Here is a 15,329-nt window from a genome sequence, read left to right as displayed (position 1 = left end):
TCAGAGTTGTGCGACGTGCCCGCCGCCCTGATGTTCGCGCAGGTAAGGCAGCACCGCGCCCAGCAGCGGCTCCTTGAAGTCTTCCTGGAAGCGGTGCGCCATGCCGGGGATCAGCTTGAGTACCGAACCGCGGATGTGCGCCGCCACATGTACGCCGTGCATCACGGGCAGTAGCGGGTCGGCGGTGCCGTGGACCACCAGGGTCGGTACGTTCAGGCGGTTGAGCAGTTCCACCCGGCTCGGCTCGGCGAGGATCGCCAGCATCTGCCGTTGCACGCCTTCAGGATTGAACGCTCGATCGTAGGAACGCGCCGCCTGCTGCAGCAACTGCTGGCGATCGTCGCGCACTTCCGGGCTGCCGAGGGCTGCCAGCAGATCAGCCTGCTGCTCGATGGCCTGTTCGCGGCTGGCCGCTTCACGCCGGGCGAGCAGGCGCAGCAATGACTCGCTGGGCGCCGGCAGGCCTTCTGCACCGGAACTGGTCATCACCAGTGTCAGGCTGATCACCCGGTCGGGCGCCATGTCGGCCACGTGCTGGGCGATCATCCCGCCCATGCTCGCGCCCAGCACATGGGCACGCTCGACATGCAGCGCATCCAGCAGGTGCAGCGCGTCGCCGGCCATGTCGGTCAGGCTGTAGGGCGCGCTCACAGGCAGGCCGAGGCGATAGCGAATGACTTCGTAGGTCAGGTTGCCGCTGGGCGTAGGAACGCGCCAGGAAGACAGGCCGACATCGCGGTTGTCGTAGCGGATCACCCGAAAGCCCTGCTGGCAGAGCGCCTCGACCACTTCGTCCGGCCAGTGGATCAACTGGCCACCCAGGCCCATGACCAGCAACAGCGTCGGGTCCTGCGGACGACCGATGCTCTGGTAGGCCAGACGCACGTCACCCAGGTCGACCAGTTCGGTCGGCACCCGCGCATCGCAACGATCGGCGGCAACCGCCCGATCGGCAAAAGAAAGAGAGGACAGGCCGCAGCAAAGTGCGACTGCCAGCAGGAAAGCTCGCATGAATGAAAATCCGGAACGCAAAACCCCAGTTGAGCGCGATTCTGATGAATTTCCGTCGCTCGCTCTGCCACAGGTCCGTGACAGTTTGATGAAAGGCGCTGAGCGGTCACCGACGGCTCTTCCCATGATCCGGATCAAGGGAGGTCGCCCCTCGCACTGGCGAAGATAGGAAACCCCCGCTCGGAAGTTTCCTCATGGCCTACCCCATCCTGCTGGTGCTGCACCTGTTCGCCGCGATCATGTTCGTCGGCACGGTGTTCTTCGAAGTGCTGATCCTGGAAAGCGTCCACCGCCATGTCCCGGCACGGGCGATGAAAATGGTCGAGGGTGCGCTGGGCCGTCGCCTGCGCCGGGTGATGCCCTGGGTGATCCTGACCCTGTTCGGCAGCGGTCTGGGCATGCTGCACCTGCGTTACGCACCGCTGCTGGCCGCCCCGCTGGCATCGCCCTTCGCCACCCTGCTCAGTCTCAAGCTGCTGCTGGCCACCAGCGTCCTGGGCCATTTCCTCTTCGCCATGTATTCCTTCCGAGTCGGGCGCATGACCGGCCAGCGCTCCCGGCGCATCCACTACAGCGTGTTTGCCCACGTGGTACTGATCGTGCTGCTGGCCAAGGGCATGTTCTACCTGAGCTGGTGACCCCCGGCCGGCAGCTCCAGCCCGGTAAGGCGGGCTGGCGAAAGCGTGCTGGTGAAGTGCCAGTCACCGGCTTATCATGAGAGCAGTTCAATTGATCTGCCGTTTCATCAAGATTTCCTCATAGTGAGGCGAGGCCGCGCCATGCTTGAACTCCGTCACCTGAAAACCCTGCATGCCCTGCGCGAAGCCGACAGCCTGGTGGAGGCCGCCGAGCGTCTGCACCTGACGCAGTCCGCCCTGTCCCACCAGTTCAAGGAACTGGAGGAGCGCCTCGGCCTGTCCCTGTTCATCCGCAAGACCAAGCCGGTGCGTTTCACCAGCGCCGGCCTGCGCCTGCTGCAGCTGGCCGACGCCGTGCTGCCGCAACTGCGCGGCGCCGAGCGCGATCTCGCGCGCCTGGCCGGTGGTACCGCCGGCCGCCTGCACATGGCCATCGAGTGCCACAGCTGCTTCCAGTGGCTGATGCCGACCATCGACCAGTTCCGTGACGCCTGGCCGGAAGTGGAGCTGGACCTCGCCTCCGGCTTCTCCTTCGCCCCGCTGCCGGCGCTGGCCCGCGGCGACCTGGACCTGGTGGTGACTTCCGACCCGGTGGACATCGCCGGCATCACCTACGTGCCGCTGTTCACCTACGAGGCTCTGCTGGCGGTGGACAACCACCATGCGCTGGCCGGCAAGTCGTTCATCGTCCCGGAAGATCTGGCCAACCTGACGCTGATCACCTACCCCATCGAGCGCGATCGACTGGACATCTTCACCCGCTTCCTCGAACCCGCCGACGTCGAACCGGCGCAGGTGCGTACCTCGGAGCTGACGGTGATGATGATGCAGTTGGTGGCATCCGGACGCGGCGTCTGCAGCCTGCCCAACTGGGCGCTGCACGAGTACAGCTCGCGAGGCTACGTGACCGCCAAGCGCCTGGGGGAAAAAGGCCTGTACTGCACCCTGTTCGCCGCCATTCGCGCCGACATGCTGGACGCACCGTTCATGCGTGATTTCCTGCTGACCGCGAAGGACACCTCCTTCGCCACCCTGGAAGGGGTCAGCGCGGCGAAGGGCTGACAGACAAGACCCGACATCACCCGTAGTCCGAAGAAAGTTCCCGCAAGCCACTCGAACAAGCCCAGACCATGGCTTGGCCGGATACAGCCGCGCATAAAAAAGGCCCGCCATGACTGGCGGGCCAAAAATTAACAATTGACTAGTCGATCAATCGTTACCGCAACGTGTAGGAACACGCTGCGGAACGAATGATCTTAGACAGAAGATATTTCGCCAAGCCCGTTGATCTGCGTAGGAAGCATCTGCCACTTAATTGCGAAATCCGCCACAGCCTCAGCCATTTCCCGCACTAAAGGCCTCGCTATCAGACAAGCCCAACCTTCCGCACCCCTTGACTTGTATAGACAGGCTAAATCGCCCGTCTGATTGGCCCGAAAAGAGCAAGAAAAAAGGCCCATCCTTGCGGATGGGCCATCGGGGGACATAACCGGTCAACACCTGTGGTTCTTATGGTTCCAGCGACGCCGTGTGATGGGGTTACGCGGCGTTGGGGCAATCATTGACCAGCACCCTGCTACGGAAAATATGGCCACACGAAAAAAAGAACTTTCCCACATGGCCTGAGACCGATTCCGCAAAAAGCGTCAGGGCCACCACGACGGCCCGAAACCCTTCTATGGCTCTGGAACGGTCCGTTTCCGGCTATCAGGGCGCTTTCGCTTCCGCCACGCGGGTGTGTTCTTCCGCCCACTGCACATCCCGTTCCCACACTCGCTTGAAGGCCGGGCGCGAGGTCACCAGCTCCACATAGCGCTCGAACACCGGCAGCTTGGGCACCACGCCGAAGCCGATGGTCCAGCGCAGGGCCGCGCCCCACAGCACGTCGGCAGCGGTCATGCGACTGCCCTGCAGGTAGGGGCCGGTTTCCAACTGTTCGGCGAGGGCGCGCATGACGCTGTCGTAATCGCCGTAGGGGCTCATGGCCTGCGGAGCGGCATCGCGCTTCAGGGCACGGTCGACGATGGCCGGTTCGAAGCTGGAGCCATAGAACACCAGCCAGCGCAGGTAGGGGCCGCGCAAGGGGTCGTCGAGGGCAGGAGCGAGATTCGCCCGGGGGAACAGGTCGGCGAGGTAGATGAAGATGGCGCCTTGCTCGGTGACCAGCGACTCGCCGAGGCGGATCGCCGGGACCTTGCCCAACGGGTTGAGCGCGAGGAATTCCGGCTTGCGTTGCTCGCCGGCCTTCATGTTGATCAGTTCGAGGTCGTACTCGGCGCCCAGTTCTTCCAGCAGCACCAGGGTGCCGCTGGAGCGTGTCTGGGGCGAATGATAGAGGGTGAGGCGGGGCATGGCGGGATCTCCTCGGGCATCACGGCTCGGAGTCCCCAGCATAGCCCCGCGCGGGGCTCACGCCTCCTCGAAATGCATCTCCGGCGGTTGCTGGCGGAAGCCGCTGGTGATCACCGCCAGGTAGATCACGCCGAGCACCAGCCAGGTGGCGCCGAGCCAGATGGCCAGGTGGTCGAGGCTGACCATCAGCCACAGGTCGGCGAGCAGGCCGATCAGCGGGAACAGCAGGAACAGCACCAGCTCGCGCAGGCCGCGGCGCTCGGCGTTCAGGTAGTAGTGGAAGATCACCGAGAGGTTCACCAGGCTGAAGGCGAGGAAGGCGCCGAAGTTGATGAACGAGGTGGAGGTGGTGACGTCCATGTGCAGCGCCAGCAGGGCCACCACGCCGCACAGTACGATGCTGTTCACCGGGGTTTCGAAGCGCTTGCTGATGCGACCGAAGAACGGGCGCGGCAGCACTCCGTCGCGGCCCATGGCGAACAGCAGACGCGAGGCGCTGGCCTGGGCCGACAGGCCGGAGGTGAACTGGCCGACGATCAGGCCGATCAGGAAGAAGCTGACGAACAGGTCGCCGCCGATGTTGCGGGCAATTTCGTAGGCCGCCGAATCGGCGTTCTGGAATTCCACCGACGGGTGCGCCAGCTGTACGAAGTAGCTGGCGGCGATGAAGATGCCGCCACCGATCAGGGTGATCAGCAGGATGGCGCGCGGAATGGTCTTGCGCGGCTCGTGGGTTTCTTCGGTCAGGGTACTGACCGCGTCGAAGCCCAGGAAGGAGTAGCAGGCGATGGCTGCACCACCCATGATCAGCGGCAGCTGGGTGCCCTCCTTGAGGAAGGGTTCCAGGGTCCACAGCGGACGACTGCCATCACCGGTGATGTAGTGGATGGCCAGGCCGACGAAGGCGATCAGCACGAGGAACTGCACCAGCATCAGTACGCCGTTGATGTTCTTCGCCAGGCGCAGGCCGACCACGTTGATCGCGGTGGTCACGCCGATGAACGCCAGCACCCACAGGGCCTGGGGCACGGCTGGGAAGGCGGAGTGCAGGTAGGCGGCGCCGATCAGCCAGATGGCCATGGGCAGGAACAGGTAATCCAGCAGCACTGCCCAGCCGGCGAGGAAGCCGAGTTTCGGGCTGATCGACTTGCGCACGTAGGTGTAGGCGGAACCGGCCACCGGGAAGGCAGCCGCCATGCGCCCATAGCTCAGCGCGGTGAACAGCATTGCAACGGATGCTACGAGGTAGGCCGAGGGGACTACGCCGCGGGTGACGTCGGCGAGGATGCCGAAGGTACCGAGGACGATGATCGGGGTCATGTAGGCGATGCCGAACAGCACCACCGAACCCAGCGACAGGGTTCGTTTCAGTCGAGCCATTACTGCTTACTCCGCGTTGTGTTTGTTATGGCAGTGCAAAGTGCTGGCCTGCGCTCACCCGCAGGCCTCGCGGGCGCTCTGGTCGCCCGTCGAATGTGGAATAACGCTGTGGCGGCGCGGCCCTGCGCCCCGGCCCGGTTGCAGTGGGCCGGATAGGAAACTCAGGCGGGAATGATCAGCTCGCGCAGGCCGCTTGCGTGCTCGCGCATCTCGCCGGGCAGCTCGAAGCGGCGCTCGGCCAGGTAGCTGTAGTCGCGGCGCGACTGCGCCAGGCGCTCGAAGTCCAGTTCGACGATCTGCCGGCACTCTTCGCGGCCGGCTTCGACGATCAGTTGGCCGTAGGGGTCGATCACGGCGCTGCCGCCAGCAAACACCAGGTCGTCATCGCCTGCGCCAACGCGGTTGACCATCACCGCGTAGGCCTGGTTTTCCATGGCGCGGCCCATGATCGCGGTGCGGTGGGTCGGGCCGTAGGGGTCCATGTTGCCGTTGGTCACGATGATCAGCTCGGCGCCAAGCTGGCCCAGCGCACGGGCGGACTCGGGGAACTCGATGTCGAAGCAGATCACGATGCCGACGCGGATGCCGTTCCACAGGCAGGTGGCGTAGCGATCGCCGGGGGTGAAGATGCCGCGGTCCGACGCCCACAGGTGCGTCTTGCGGTACTTCAGGGCGATGCCGTCGGGGGTGATCAGCAGCGTGGTGTTGTAGAAGCGGCCATCGGCGGCCTCGGCGAAGCCCACGGCGACGCTGATGTTCTTCTCCCGCGCGGCCTGCTGGACGGCCTGCACGCTGGGGCCGTCCACCGGCTCGGCGATGGCGGCGATGTTCTGCTCGGTGGGGAAGCCGGTCAGCTGGGTCTCGGGGAACACCACCAGCTGGGTGTCGTCGGCGCAGGCGTGGATGGCCTCCAGGGTGCGGGCCAGGTTCCAGGCCACATCGCCATCACGGCCGGCGAGTTGGACGAGTTCTACTTTCATGGGGCTTCCTCGGATTCTTGTCTTCCAGTGACCAGACGATGCAAAAGGGTCAGAATGCGCACCGCGCCGGCTCAAGGCATCCACCGAGTATGCCGGGCGTGCCATCACCGGGTAATTACGCCCGCGTGGTAACCCATCGGGGGTAGAGTCATGAGCCTTTCCCTTCAGGATATCGCCTGGCACCGCTCGGTCGGGCAACTGATCGAGGCGCTGGACAAGCCGAACTTCTGGACCTCGCTGGTGCGCCTGCTGGGCCAGTATGTACCCTTCGACAGCTGGGTCGTGCTGCTCTTCAGCGACGGCCGTCCCCAGGTTTTCGCCGAATGCCCGGGCGAGGATGGCGGCCCCGATCCGCTGTTCCAGGACTACCTCAAGGGCCTCTACCTGCTCGATCCTTTCTACATCGCCAGCCGCGAGGCGCCCGGCAGCGGACTGTTCCGCCTCGATGACGTGGCGCCGGAGATGTTCGAGCAGACCGACTACTTCCAGCGCTACTTCAGCCTGAACGTGGTCGCCGACGAAGTGCAGATCAACGTGCAGCTCGACAGCGAACGCACCCTTTGCTGCTCGGTGGGCAGCAAGGGCCGCTTCACTCCGGAGCAGATCGCCCTGCTTGCCCTGGTGCAACCCTGGGTCGCCGGCCTGATGCGCCAGCGCATGGCATTCGAGCGCGAAGTCCAGGAAGCGCCCCCGCCGCCGCGCTGGCAGAACCGCCTGGAGTCCACTGCGCAGCAGATGGAAACCCCGCTCACCGCCCGCGAGCTGGAAGTCGGCCGCCTGATGCTCAGCGGCTGCTCCAGCAAGGAGATCGCCCGCAAGCTGGCCATTTCCGCCGAGACGGTGAAGGTCCACCGCAAGCACATGTACGCCAAGCTGGGGATCAAGTCGCAGTCGGAACTGTTCTCGCTGTTCCTGCAGGCGCAGGGCTGAGAGCACTCCGCCTCACTCATACGGGCGCCGTAAAGCACTTGGCCACCAAGCGGTCAGTCCGTAGGGCGCATAACGCGTCAGCGTTATCCGCCGCCGTGGTTTCGGCGGATAACCCGTACCGGGTTATGCGCCCTACGTGCTGGCCGGTTCCGTCGTGAAGCGGATCGCGAGCAAGCTCGCTCCTACAAATAGCGCCCAGCCGTCGAGCGGTCGGTGAGCATTCGGGGCCACGCGGGTCCATGCTTGAGGACAGGAGGAAATCCCATGAGCCTCAGCGTCTTCGATATGTTCAAGCCCGGCGTCGGGCCGTCCAGCTCCCACACCGTGGGGCCGATGCGCGCCACCCGCGAGTTCGTCGACCGCCTGCGCGACGACGATCTGCTGCCGCGCACCGCCGCCGTGGAAGTACATCTCTACGGTTCCCTCAGCGCCACCGGCAAGGGCCACGCCACCGACCGCGCCTGCCTGATCGGCCTGCTCGGCATTGATCCGGCCGAAGCCGATCCTGCGGCCCTCGCCCCGCAGGTGGACGACATCCTGCTGCGCCATCGCCTGCGCCTGGGCGGCGTGCAGGAGATCGACTTCGACCCGGCGCGCCAGTTGGTCTTCCACGACGACAGCCTGCCCGCCCACCCCAACGGCCTGCACCTGCGCGCGCTGGACGACAACGGCGAACTGCTGGCCGAGCGCATCTGCTATTCGGTTGGCGGCGGCTTCGTGGTGGATGCGCAGGACTTCAACACCGACCGCGCCCTGCAGGGCAACCCGATGCCCTACCCCTTCCACAGCGCCGAGGAACTGCTGCGCCTGTGCCACGAGCAGGGTTTCAAACGCATCAGCGACCTGATGTGGGCCAACGAACGCGCATTGCGCAGCGACGAGGAGATCCACGCAGGCCTTGCGCATATTTGGGACGAAATGCAGGCCTGCGTGAACCGTGGGCTGGAAACCGAAGGCACGCTGCCCGGCGGCCTCAAGGTGCGGCGCCGTGCGCCCATGCTGTTCCGACGGCTCAACGAGGCGGACAGCGGCAACCTGATCGCCACCACCCTCGGCGCGCTGGACTGGGTGGACCTCTGGGCGCTGGCGGTGAACGAGGAGAACGCCGCCGGCGGGCGCGTGGTGACCGCGCCCACCAACGGCGCGGCCGGCATAGTCCCGGCGGTGCTGCATTACTACGCGCGCTACGACGCCCACGCCAATGCCGAAGGAATCGAACGCTACCTGCTGACCGCTGCTGCCATTGGCATCCTGTGCAAGCTCAACGCCTCCATCTCCGGTGCCGAAGTCGGTTGCCAGGGCGAGGTCGGATCAGCCTGCGCCATGGCTGCCGGGGGCCTGGCGGAAGTGTTGGGCGGCAGCCTGGAGCAGGTGGAAAACGCCGCCGAGATCGGCCTTGAGCACAACCTCGGCCTGACCTGCGACCCGGTGGCCGGGCTGGTCCAGGTGCCCTGCATCGAACGCAACGCCATGGCCTCGCTCAAGGCCATCAACGCCGCCCAGCTCGCCCTCCGCGGCGACGGCCAGCACCTGGTCAGCCTCGACAAGGCCATCGACACCCTGCGCGACACCGGCCGCGACATGATGGACAAGTACAAGGAGACGGCGAAGGGCGGACTGGCGGTAAATGTGATTGCCTGTTAGTCCGGCTGAGCGCGGGTTCGCGGGCATGACCCAGGCACCCCGCGTTTCTCCTACAAGGTCAAGAGCCCCTCACCCTAGCCCTCTCCCGCAAGCGGGAGAGGGGATCTTACGGAGCAGGATGAAACCATCGCGTCAGCCGGCACGAATTGCCCCCTCTCCCTCTGGGAGAGGGCTGGGGTGAGGGAAAACCTAGGCACGATCCCACAGAAGGAAGCAGTACCAGCTATTTCTTGCAGCCCCCGAAACAGCCTTTCTCAGCCCCGGAGAAAATCGTTAGCTAGCTTTCTTTTTCCTTCGCTTCGGGCTACCGTCGATGCCCGCCAGAACTAGAAAGACTTCCGAAAGTCCGCCGCATTGACCTTTACCCAGGCGCGTTCGCGCGATGCCTGCCATGCTCTGTGGCGGCCCTTTTGGCCAACCTGACCGTGATCAAAAGCCCGACGACTGGAGACTCCATGAACCTGTCGCTGCTCAGCCGCTATGCCTTTTTCGCCGCGTGCGTCCTGTTCACCGTGCTCAGCCTGCCCTTCCTCGGGCATGACTGGGTATGGCCCTTCACCCTCACCACCTTCGCCCTGAGCGTGCTCGGGGTCTTCGACCTGCTGCAGGAACGCCATGCGGTACGCCGCAACTACCCGGTCCTGGGCAACATCCGCTACCTGGTGGAAGCCATCCGCCCGGAAATCCGCCAGTACCTGCTCGAAGGCGACGAGGAGGCCCTGCCCTTCTCCCGCGCCCAGCGCGCCCTGGTGTACTCGCGGGCGAAGAACGAGACCGCCGACAAGCCCTTCGGCACCCTGATCGACGTCTACCAATCGGGCTTCGAGTTCATCGCCCACTCTATCCGCCCCGCCCCGGTGGCCGACCCCTGCACCTTCCGCGTCACCGTCGGCGGCCCGGAGTGCAAGCAGCCCTACTCCATCTCGGTGTTCAACATCTCGGCGATGAGCTTCGGCTCGCTCAGCGCCAACGCCATCCGCGCGTTGAACAAGGGCGCCAAGCTCGGCGGCTTCATCCATGACACCGGCGAAGGCAGCATCAGCCCCTACCACCGCGAGTACGGCGGCGACCTGACCTGGGAACTGGGCAGCGGCTACTTCGGCTGCCGCAACGACGACGGCACCTTCAGCCCCGAGCGCTTCGCCAAGCAGGCGGTCGACCCGCAGGTGAAGATGATCGAGATCAAGCTCAGCCAGGGCGCCAAGCCCGGCCACGGCGGCATCCTGCCCAAGCACAAGGTGACCCCGGAAATCGCTTCCACCCGTGGCGTGCCCATGGGCCAGGACTGCATCTCGCCCTCCTCCCACAGCGCCTTCGATTCGCCCCACGGCCTGCTGAACTTCATCGTCCAGCTGCGCGAACTCTCCGGCGGCAAGCCGGTGGGCTTCAAGCTGTGCATCGGCCACCCGTGGGAATTCATGGGCATCGCCAAGGCCATGCACGAGACCGGCATCCTCCCCGACTTCATCGTCGTCGACGGCAAGGAAGGCGGCACCGGCGCCGCGCCCCTGGAGTTCACCGACCACATGGGCCTGCCGATGCGCGAAGGCCTGCTGTTCGTGCACAACACCCTGGTCGGCCTGAACCTGCGCGACAAGATCCGCATCGGCGCCAGCGGCAAGGTCGTCAGCGCCTTCGACATCGCCAGCGTGCTGGCCATGGGCGCCGACTGGGCCAACTCGGCGCGCGGCTTCATGTTCGCCATCGGCTGCATCCAGAGCCAGAGCTGCCACACCAACAAGTGCCCCACCGGCGTCGCTACCCAGGACCCGCTGCGCCAGCGCGCCCTGGTGGTGCCGGACAAGGCCGAGCGCGTCTACCACTTCCACCGCAACACGCTCAAAGGCCTGGCCGAGATGATCGCCGCCGCCGGCATCCAGCATCCGTCGCAGCTGGAAGCCAAGCACCTGGTACGCCGCGTCTCGGCCACCGAGATCCGCCTGTTCTCGCACCTGCACTACTTCCTCAAACCCGGCGAACTGCTCTCGGGCAACATCGAAGGCGAGTTCTACGAGCGCATCTGGCGCATGGCGCGCAGCGACAGCTTCGAGGCTGCCGCCGGCTGAACAGCCTGAGCAGCCCCAGGAGGACAGTCCCGGCCAGGGACTGTCCCGATGGACAGCTCCCGCAGCCACTGAAAGCCATAAGCCGCCTGACGACGTGGAAACAACAGTGAGCCTGTTCTTTGGCGGTAAAGCATCGTAATTTACCCGCCACAATTACAAGGATGCCGGGGGCTTGAGTGGGGGCGTATCGTCTGTTGTTGGCCATTCTAGTGGCCGTGTCCCATTTGGGTATCACCTTCGCCGGACTGAATCCTGGCGTAGTTGCGGTGATCTCCTTCCTGATCATCAGCGGCTTCGTGATGACCTCGCTCATCGAACGTAATTACGCCGCTGCGGATAAGGTCGCCCTGTTCTACCTGGACCGGGCGATGCGGCTATACCCGCAGTTTCTGCTCTACTTCGTCGCGGCCTGCGTGGTGGTCTACTTTCTCCTCCCCGGCACGCCTCAGGCAGCCGAACTGACACCTGGAAAGATCGCCGCCAGTCTCACCATGGTGCCGCTGGGTTTCTACATGTTCGGAGCAGCCAGCACAGAAATCCTGCCGCCGGCCTGGTCGCTTGGCCTGGAGTCCTGCTTCTACCTGGTGATCCCTTTCCTGATCATCTACAAGGCGCGCGGCATAGCGTTTTCGCTATCCGTCGTGGTTTTCCTGGTCGCCTGTCTCGGATACGTCAACACGGACCTCTACGGATATCGCCTGCTTCCTGGCGTTCTGTTCATATTCCTCTGTGGCAGCTACCTGTACAAAGCACAAGCCAGAGGCCTGACCATTGCCGTCTGCACGACCGCTGCGGCCACATTGATGTTCGTGGCGATCATGGCGGGCCTTATCGAGCGTCGACCATTCAATGCCGAAGTAACCGCCGGTATCGCGTTAGGCGTGCCTGCTGTCTACCTGCTGACGAAACTCAAATTCCATCCAATTGACGAGCTCCTCGGCAACATCAGTTATGGAGTGTTCCTCAATCACTTCGTGGTGATGTACCTCCTGCGAGTTTTCTGGCCGGTCAGTTACTCGGATTACCTGGTTACCGCGCTGCTGGTGTTCTCCTTCCTGCTCAGTGGCGTGTCGTATTACTGCATCGAGCGGCCGGCGTTGAGGCTCCGGCATGCACTGCGGGGCAGTAGCAAACAGCCGAGAGTTCAAACGCTGGGAAGTGAAACGGCGACCTGAAGACTGACGAGGCACATCCCTGGCTCTCGCCACTGGTTGCGGGCAACCCACCGCTACCCCAACCGGCTCCAGACCTGCGCCAGCCCCACCAGATGCACCAGCGCAAAGCCCAGGCAGATCGCCGAGCTGACGCAGATGAAACGCCGGCTGCGACCGGTGTCCTTGAGAATGACAGGGCCAGCCACGCCGCGCAGCAGGTAGACCAGCGAGATCGCCACCAGCGCCGGGCGCAGCAGCGGCAGCGGGCACAGCACCCCCGCCGCAGACAGCGCAAAGGCGGCCCAGACGAACAGCACGAAGGCGATGCCGAAGGTGATCAGCGCCGGGTAGACGCGCCCGGCTTCGGCGGCCCGCGCGAGCCTCTCCCCGGCGCCGAACAGCCGGTACCAGCGCGGCCCGACCAGCACCACGCCGACATGCAGCGCCCCGGCGATGGCACTGAGCGCGGCAGCAATGATCAACGCCAGGTTGTATTCCTGCCCCATGAACAGCTCCCTCCTGGAGATCGTCTTTTCCGGTCGCTGCATCCTATCGCCAGCACGCAGGATTCACGACACTCGACCGCCGGCTGCACGAATCTTCCAGACAGCCACTCCACGCGCGCTATGCTGGCCGACCGGGCAAGCGGTGCGGAGACGGCCCATGCACAAAGACAACTGGATCGACCTGCTGCAGGATGCCGACACCGGCATCCAGAGCCTGCGCGCGCACTTCAAGGGCCACGCCTACGACCCGCACTGGCACGACAGCTACCTGATCGGCTACACCGAGTCGGGTGTCCAGCAGTTCCGCAGCCGCAACCAGCGCTACATCAGTACCACCGGCCAGGTGTTCTTCCTTGAGCCCGGCGACATCCACGATGGCGAGGCGCCCACCGAAGGCGGCTTCACCTACCGCACCCTGTACCTCGACGCGCCCTGGCTGGAACGCGAGATCGGCACGCTGTTCGAAGAGGCGCCGGGCAACTGCCAGCTGAGCGTGCCCGAACTGCTGATCGACGACCCGCGACTGGCTCGACGCGTCGACAACGCCTTCCAGGCGGTGCACGGCAACGACCTGAGAATCGTCCGCCAGACCGCCATGGACGAGCTGCTCGACGGCATGACCCGCCACCTGCACTGGCGCCAGCGCGGGGAAGCGCAGGTTCATCTGCCCATGGTGGCGCAGCGCGCGCGGGACTTCCTGCACGCCAACCTGACCGCCGATATCGGCCTCGACGACCTGGCCCGCGCCAGCGGCTGTGACCGCTTCCGCCTGACCCGCGCCTTCAAGCAGGCCTTCGGCCTGCCGCCCCATGCCTACCTGATCCAGCTGCGCCTGGCCCGCGCGCGGCAATTGCTTGGTCGCGGCCTGGCGCCCGCGGACATCGCCGCCGACCTCGGTTTCGCCGACCAGAGCCACCTCGGCCGCTGGTTCCGCCGCGCCTATGGCGTAACCCCCGCCTACTACCGCAAGCGCTGCTCAAAGCTTCCAGACTGAGCCCGCCGCACTGGCGAAGATGAGCTCCCACGGATTTACCGGAGTTCCCGCCATGCACGTCTCGCAGCTCGGCCAATGGCTGCCCTTCATCCTCTTCGCCTTCGTCGCCTCGATCACGCCGGGGCCGACCAACCTGCTGATCTTCAGCAACAGCGCCCGCTTCGGCTGGGGCGCCGCGCTGCCGATCATGTTCGGCGGCTGCGCGGCAGCAGCCGCGCTGGTACTCGCCGTGGGCAGTGGCCTGGGTGAAGTGCTGGCCAGCCTGCCGCGCGTACAACAGGCGATGAGCGTGGTCGGCGTGCTCTGGCTGAGCTGGCTGGCGTGGCAAATATTCCGCAGCCCGCCGGCTGATCTGCAGCGTGACACCGACGCCGCACGCCTGGGAGCGCTCGGCGCCGCCGCGCTGCAACTGGTCAACCCCAAGACCTGGATGATGGCACTGGCGGTGATCAGCGTGTACGCCGGCCACGGCGTGGATCGACTGGACCGCGTGCAACTGCTGTCGCTGCTGTTCTTCCTCGTGTCGATTCCCTGCACGGCGGTCTGGGCCGGCCTGGGCATCGGCAGCCAGCGCCTGCTCTCACCCATGCAGATGCAGCGGCTCAACCAGCTGATGGCGATCCTGCTGCTGGTGTCGGCCTGGGCCGGCGCACTGCTCTGATCCTTAAAGGATTCCGTCGCGCCGCAGGTACTCGCGCAGGTGCTCGATGAACGCGTGGATCTTGCGCGTTGCGCGGCGGTTGCTCGGGTAGACCGCGAGGATCTGCGCGCCGAAGGTGTCCGGTTCGAAGAAGTAGTCTTCCAGCACCGTCACCAGCCGCCCGCTGCGCAGGTGCTCCAGCACGCTCCAGTGCGGGCAGGGCAGCAAGCCGTGCCCGGCCAGGCAGGCGGTGAGCAGCACGGCCTGGTTATCGCTGTTCAGGCGGCCGCTGCGCGGGGTCGAGAAGCGCTCGCCCTCGACGTCGAACCACCAGCGGTCGTCCAGCGCCGGATGGCGGTAGACCAGGCAATCGTGGTCGATGATTTCGCTGGGGTGACGCGGGGTGCCGCGCCGGGCCAGGTAGGCCGGGCTGGCGCACATGATCAGGCGGCTCTCGGCCAGCGGCTGGGCGATCAGCCCCGGCAGGTCGCTGTTGCCCATGCGCAGGGCGAGGTCGTAACGGCCGTCGAGCAGGTCGACATAGCTGTCGGAAAGGTCCACCTGCAGACGCACGTCCGGGTGCAGGTCGAGAAATTCGGCGCAGGCCTGGTCGAGGAACACCGGGCCGACGATCAACGGCCCGGTGATGCGCAGCACGCCGCGCAGGCTGTGCTGCAACTGGGCGATTTCCTCGGTGGTCTCGCGCATCCGCGCCAGCACCTCGCGGGCGCCGTCGAGATAGAGCTGGCCGGCTTCGGTCAGCGACATGCTGCGCGTGGTGCGCTCGAACAGGCGCGCGCCGACTTCGATTTCCAGCTGGCCGACTGCCTTGGTCACCGCCGAGGGCGTCTTGCCCAACTGCTCGGCGGCGCGGCTGAAACTGCCGGTCTCGGCACTGGCGACAAACATTGCCAGGCTGCTGAATCTGTCCATCGTCATTCGTGCCAATCCTTCACAAGTGTTATGCCTGGCGGCGACTTCCGCACGATCCGGTCCGCCAGTAGCCTGCGCCGCAGACCAACAATAATCCACCG

14 protein-coding genes are annotated in these 15,329 nt (G+C 65.2%); 8 read left to right on the top strand and 6 right to left on the bottom strand.

Annotated elements, in window-relative coordinates:
• Window positions 1-1,011, bottom strand: a complete 1,011-nt coding sequence (locus IB255_RS08190; RefSeq protein ID WP_081517691.1) for an alpha/beta fold hydrolase — start codon at window positions 1,009-1,011, stop codon at window positions 1-3.
• A 194-nt stretch (window positions 1,012-1,205) separates the two neighbouring features.
• Here IB255_RS08190 and IB255_RS08185 point away from each other — a divergent pair, with 194 nt between their 5' ends.
• The gene (locus IB255_RS08185; RefSeq protein WP_081517690.1) at window positions 1,206-1,649 is read left to right on the top strand and encodes a CopD family copper resistance protein; all 444 of its coding nucleotides are present in this window, start codon (window positions 1,206-1,208) and stop codon (window positions 1,647-1,649) included.
• A gap of 141 nt (window positions 1,650-1,790) precedes the next feature.
• A complete protein-coding gene (gene metR, locus IB255_RS08180; RefSeq protein WP_024765378.1) occupies window positions 1,791-2,711 on the top strand; it encodes a transcriptional regulator MetR in 921 nt (306 codons plus the stop codon).
• 645 nt (window positions 2,712-3,356) lie between these two features.
• On the opposite strand, the gene IB255_RS08175 is transcribed toward metR, so the two are convergent.
• From IB255_RS08175 to IB255_RS08165, 3 genes are all read right to left on the bottom strand, one after another.
• Window positions 3,357-4,001, bottom strand: coding sequence for a glutathione S-transferase family protein (locus IB255_RS08175; protein WP_192210046.1), 645 nt, complete (start codon window positions 3,999-4,001; stop codon window positions 3,357-3,359).
• Window positions 4,002-4,058: 57 nt separating this feature from the next.
• Complete coding sequence (locus IB255_RS08170) at window positions 4,059-5,381, bottom strand: APC family permease (protein WP_054911245.1); 1,323 nt, start codon at window positions 5,379-5,381, stop codon at window positions 4,059-4,061.
• Between the two features lie 161 nt (window positions 5,382-5,542).
• Window positions 5,543-6,361 (bottom strand): carbon-nitrogen hydrolase family protein, encoded by an 819-nt coding sequence (locus tag IB255_RS08165; RefSeq protein WP_192210045.1) that lies wholly within the window; start codon window positions 6,359-6,361, stop codon window positions 5,543-5,545.
• 150 nt (window positions 6,362-6,511) lie between these two features.
• On the opposite strand from IB255_RS08165, the gene IB255_RS08160 reads away from it, so the two are divergent.
• The 4 genes from IB255_RS08160 to IB255_RS08145 all read left to right on the top strand — a co-directional run bounded on the left by IB255_RS08160 (window position 6,512) and on the right by IB255_RS08145 (window position 12,176).
• The gene (locus tag IB255_RS08160) at window positions 6,512-7,291 is read left to right on the top strand and encodes a helix-turn-helix transcriptional regulator (protein ID WP_081517684.1); all 780 of its coding nucleotides are present in this window, start codon (window positions 6,512-6,514) and stop codon (window positions 7,289-7,291) included.
• 264 nt (window positions 7,292-7,555) lie between these two features.
• Window positions 7,556-8,935, top strand: a complete 1,380-nt coding sequence (locus IB255_RS08155; RefSeq protein ID WP_081517683.1) for an L-serine ammonia-lyase — start codon at window positions 7,556-7,558, stop codon at window positions 8,933-8,935.
• A 455-nt stretch (window positions 8,936-9,390) separates the two neighbouring features.
• Window positions 9,391-11,001, top strand: coding sequence for an FMN-binding glutamate synthase family protein (locus tag IB255_RS08150; RefSeq protein ID WP_192210044.1), 1,611 nt, complete (start codon window positions 9,391-9,393; stop codon window positions 10,999-11,001).
• Window positions 11,002-11,177: 176 nt separating this feature from the next.
• Window positions 11,178-12,176 (top strand): acyltransferase family protein, encoded by a 999-nt coding sequence (locus IB255_RS08145; protein ID WP_081517681.1) that lies wholly within the window; start codon window positions 11,178-11,180, stop codon window positions 12,174-12,176.
• A gap of 53 nt (window positions 12,177-12,229) precedes the next feature.
• Here IB255_RS08145 and IB255_RS08140 read toward each other — a convergent pair whose 3' ends face one another.
• Window positions 12,230-12,661, bottom strand: a complete 432-nt coding sequence (locus IB255_RS08140; protein ID WP_081517680.1) for a hypothetical protein — start codon at window positions 12,659-12,661, stop codon at window positions 12,230-12,232.
• A 157-nt stretch (window positions 12,662-12,818) separates the two neighbouring features.
• Between IB255_RS08140 and IB255_RS08135 the strand changes: the two genes are divergently transcribed.
• Window positions 12,819-13,655: an AraC family transcriptional regulator gene (locus IB255_RS08135; RefSeq protein WP_192210043.1), complete on the top strand. Its 837-nt coding sequence runs from the start codon at window positions 12,819-12,821 to the stop codon at window positions 13,653-13,655.
• A gap of 52 nt (window positions 13,656-13,707) precedes the next feature.
• On the top strand, window positions 13,708-14,316 hold the full coding sequence (locus tag IB255_RS08130; protein ID WP_192210042.1) for a LysE family translocator: 609 nt from the start codon (window positions 13,708-13,710) through the stop codon (window positions 14,314-14,316).
• Window positions 14,317-14,319: 3 nt separating this feature from the next.
• On the opposite strand, the gene IB255_RS08125 is transcribed toward IB255_RS08130, so the two are convergent.
• Window positions 14,320-15,228 carry a LysR family transcriptional regulator gene (locus tag IB255_RS08125; RefSeq protein WP_192210355.1) on the bottom strand — a complete coding sequence of 303 codons (909 nt, stop codon included), beginning with the start codon at window positions 15,226-15,228 and terminating at the stop codon, window positions 14,320-14,322.
• Window positions 15,229-15,329 lie beyond the last annotated feature (101 nt).

Source organism: Pseudomonas sp. PDM22 (assembly GCF_014851965.1).
Taxonomy (GTDB): Bacteria; Pseudomonadota; Gammaproteobacteria; order Pseudomonadales; family Pseudomonadaceae; genus Pseudomonas.
Note: the sequence above shows the minus strand (reverse complement) of the source record. Positions and strands in the feature narration are given on the sequence as shown.

What these genes read in the sequence shown, in the direction of transcription:
- IB255_RS08190 (WP_081517691.1), bottom strand. Translation starts at nt 1,011, where the DNA reads ATGCGAGCTTTCCTGCTGGCAGTCGCACTTTGCTGCGGCCTGTCCTCT.
- IB255_RS08185 (WP_081517690.1), top strand. Translation starts at nt 1,206, where the DNA reads ATGGCCTACCCCATCCTGCTGGTGCTGCACCTGTTCGCCGCGATCATG.
- metR (WP_024765378.1), top strand. Translation starts at nt 1,791, where the DNA reads ATGCTTGAACTCCGTCACCTGAAAACCCTGCATGCCCTGCGCGAAGCC.
- IB255_RS08175 (WP_192210046.1), bottom strand. Translation starts at nt 4,001, where the DNA reads ATGCCCCGCCTCACCCTCTATCATTCGCCCCAGACACGCTCCAGCGGC.
- IB255_RS08170 (WP_054911245.1), bottom strand. Translation starts at nt 5,381, where the DNA reads ATGGCTCGACTGAAACGAACCCTGTCGCTGGGTTCGGTGGTGCTGTTC.
- IB255_RS08165 (WP_192210045.1), bottom strand. Translation starts at nt 6,361, where the DNA reads ATGAAAGTAGAACTCGTCCAACTCGCCGGCCGTGATGGCGATGTGGCC.
- IB255_RS08160 (WP_081517684.1), top strand. Translation starts at nt 6,512, where the DNA reads ATGAGCCTTTCCCTTCAGGATATCGCCTGGCACCGCTCGGTCGGGCAA.
- IB255_RS08155 (WP_081517683.1), top strand. Translation starts at nt 7,556, where the DNA reads ATGAGCCTCAGCGTCTTCGATATGTTCAAGCCCGGCGTCGGGCCGTCC.
- IB255_RS08150 (WP_192210044.1), top strand. Translation starts at nt 9,391, where the DNA reads ATGAACCTGTCGCTGCTCAGCCGCTATGCCTTTTTCGCCGCGTGCGTC.
- IB255_RS08140 (WP_081517680.1), bottom strand. Translation starts at nt 12,661, where the DNA reads ATGGGGCAGGAATACAACCTGGCGTTGATCATTGCTGCCGCGCTCAGT.
- IB255_RS08135 (WP_192210043.1), top strand. Translation starts at nt 12,819, where the DNA reads ATGCACAAAGACAACTGGATCGACCTGCTGCAGGATGCCGACACCGGC.
- IB255_RS08130 (WP_192210042.1), top strand. Translation starts at nt 13,708, where the DNA reads ATGCACGTCTCGCAGCTCGGCCAATGGCTGCCCTTCATCCTCTTCGCC.
- IB255_RS08125 (WP_192210355.1), bottom strand. Translation starts at nt 15,228, where the DNA reads ATGGACAGATTCAGCAGCCTGGCAATGTTTGTCGCCAGTGCCGAGACC.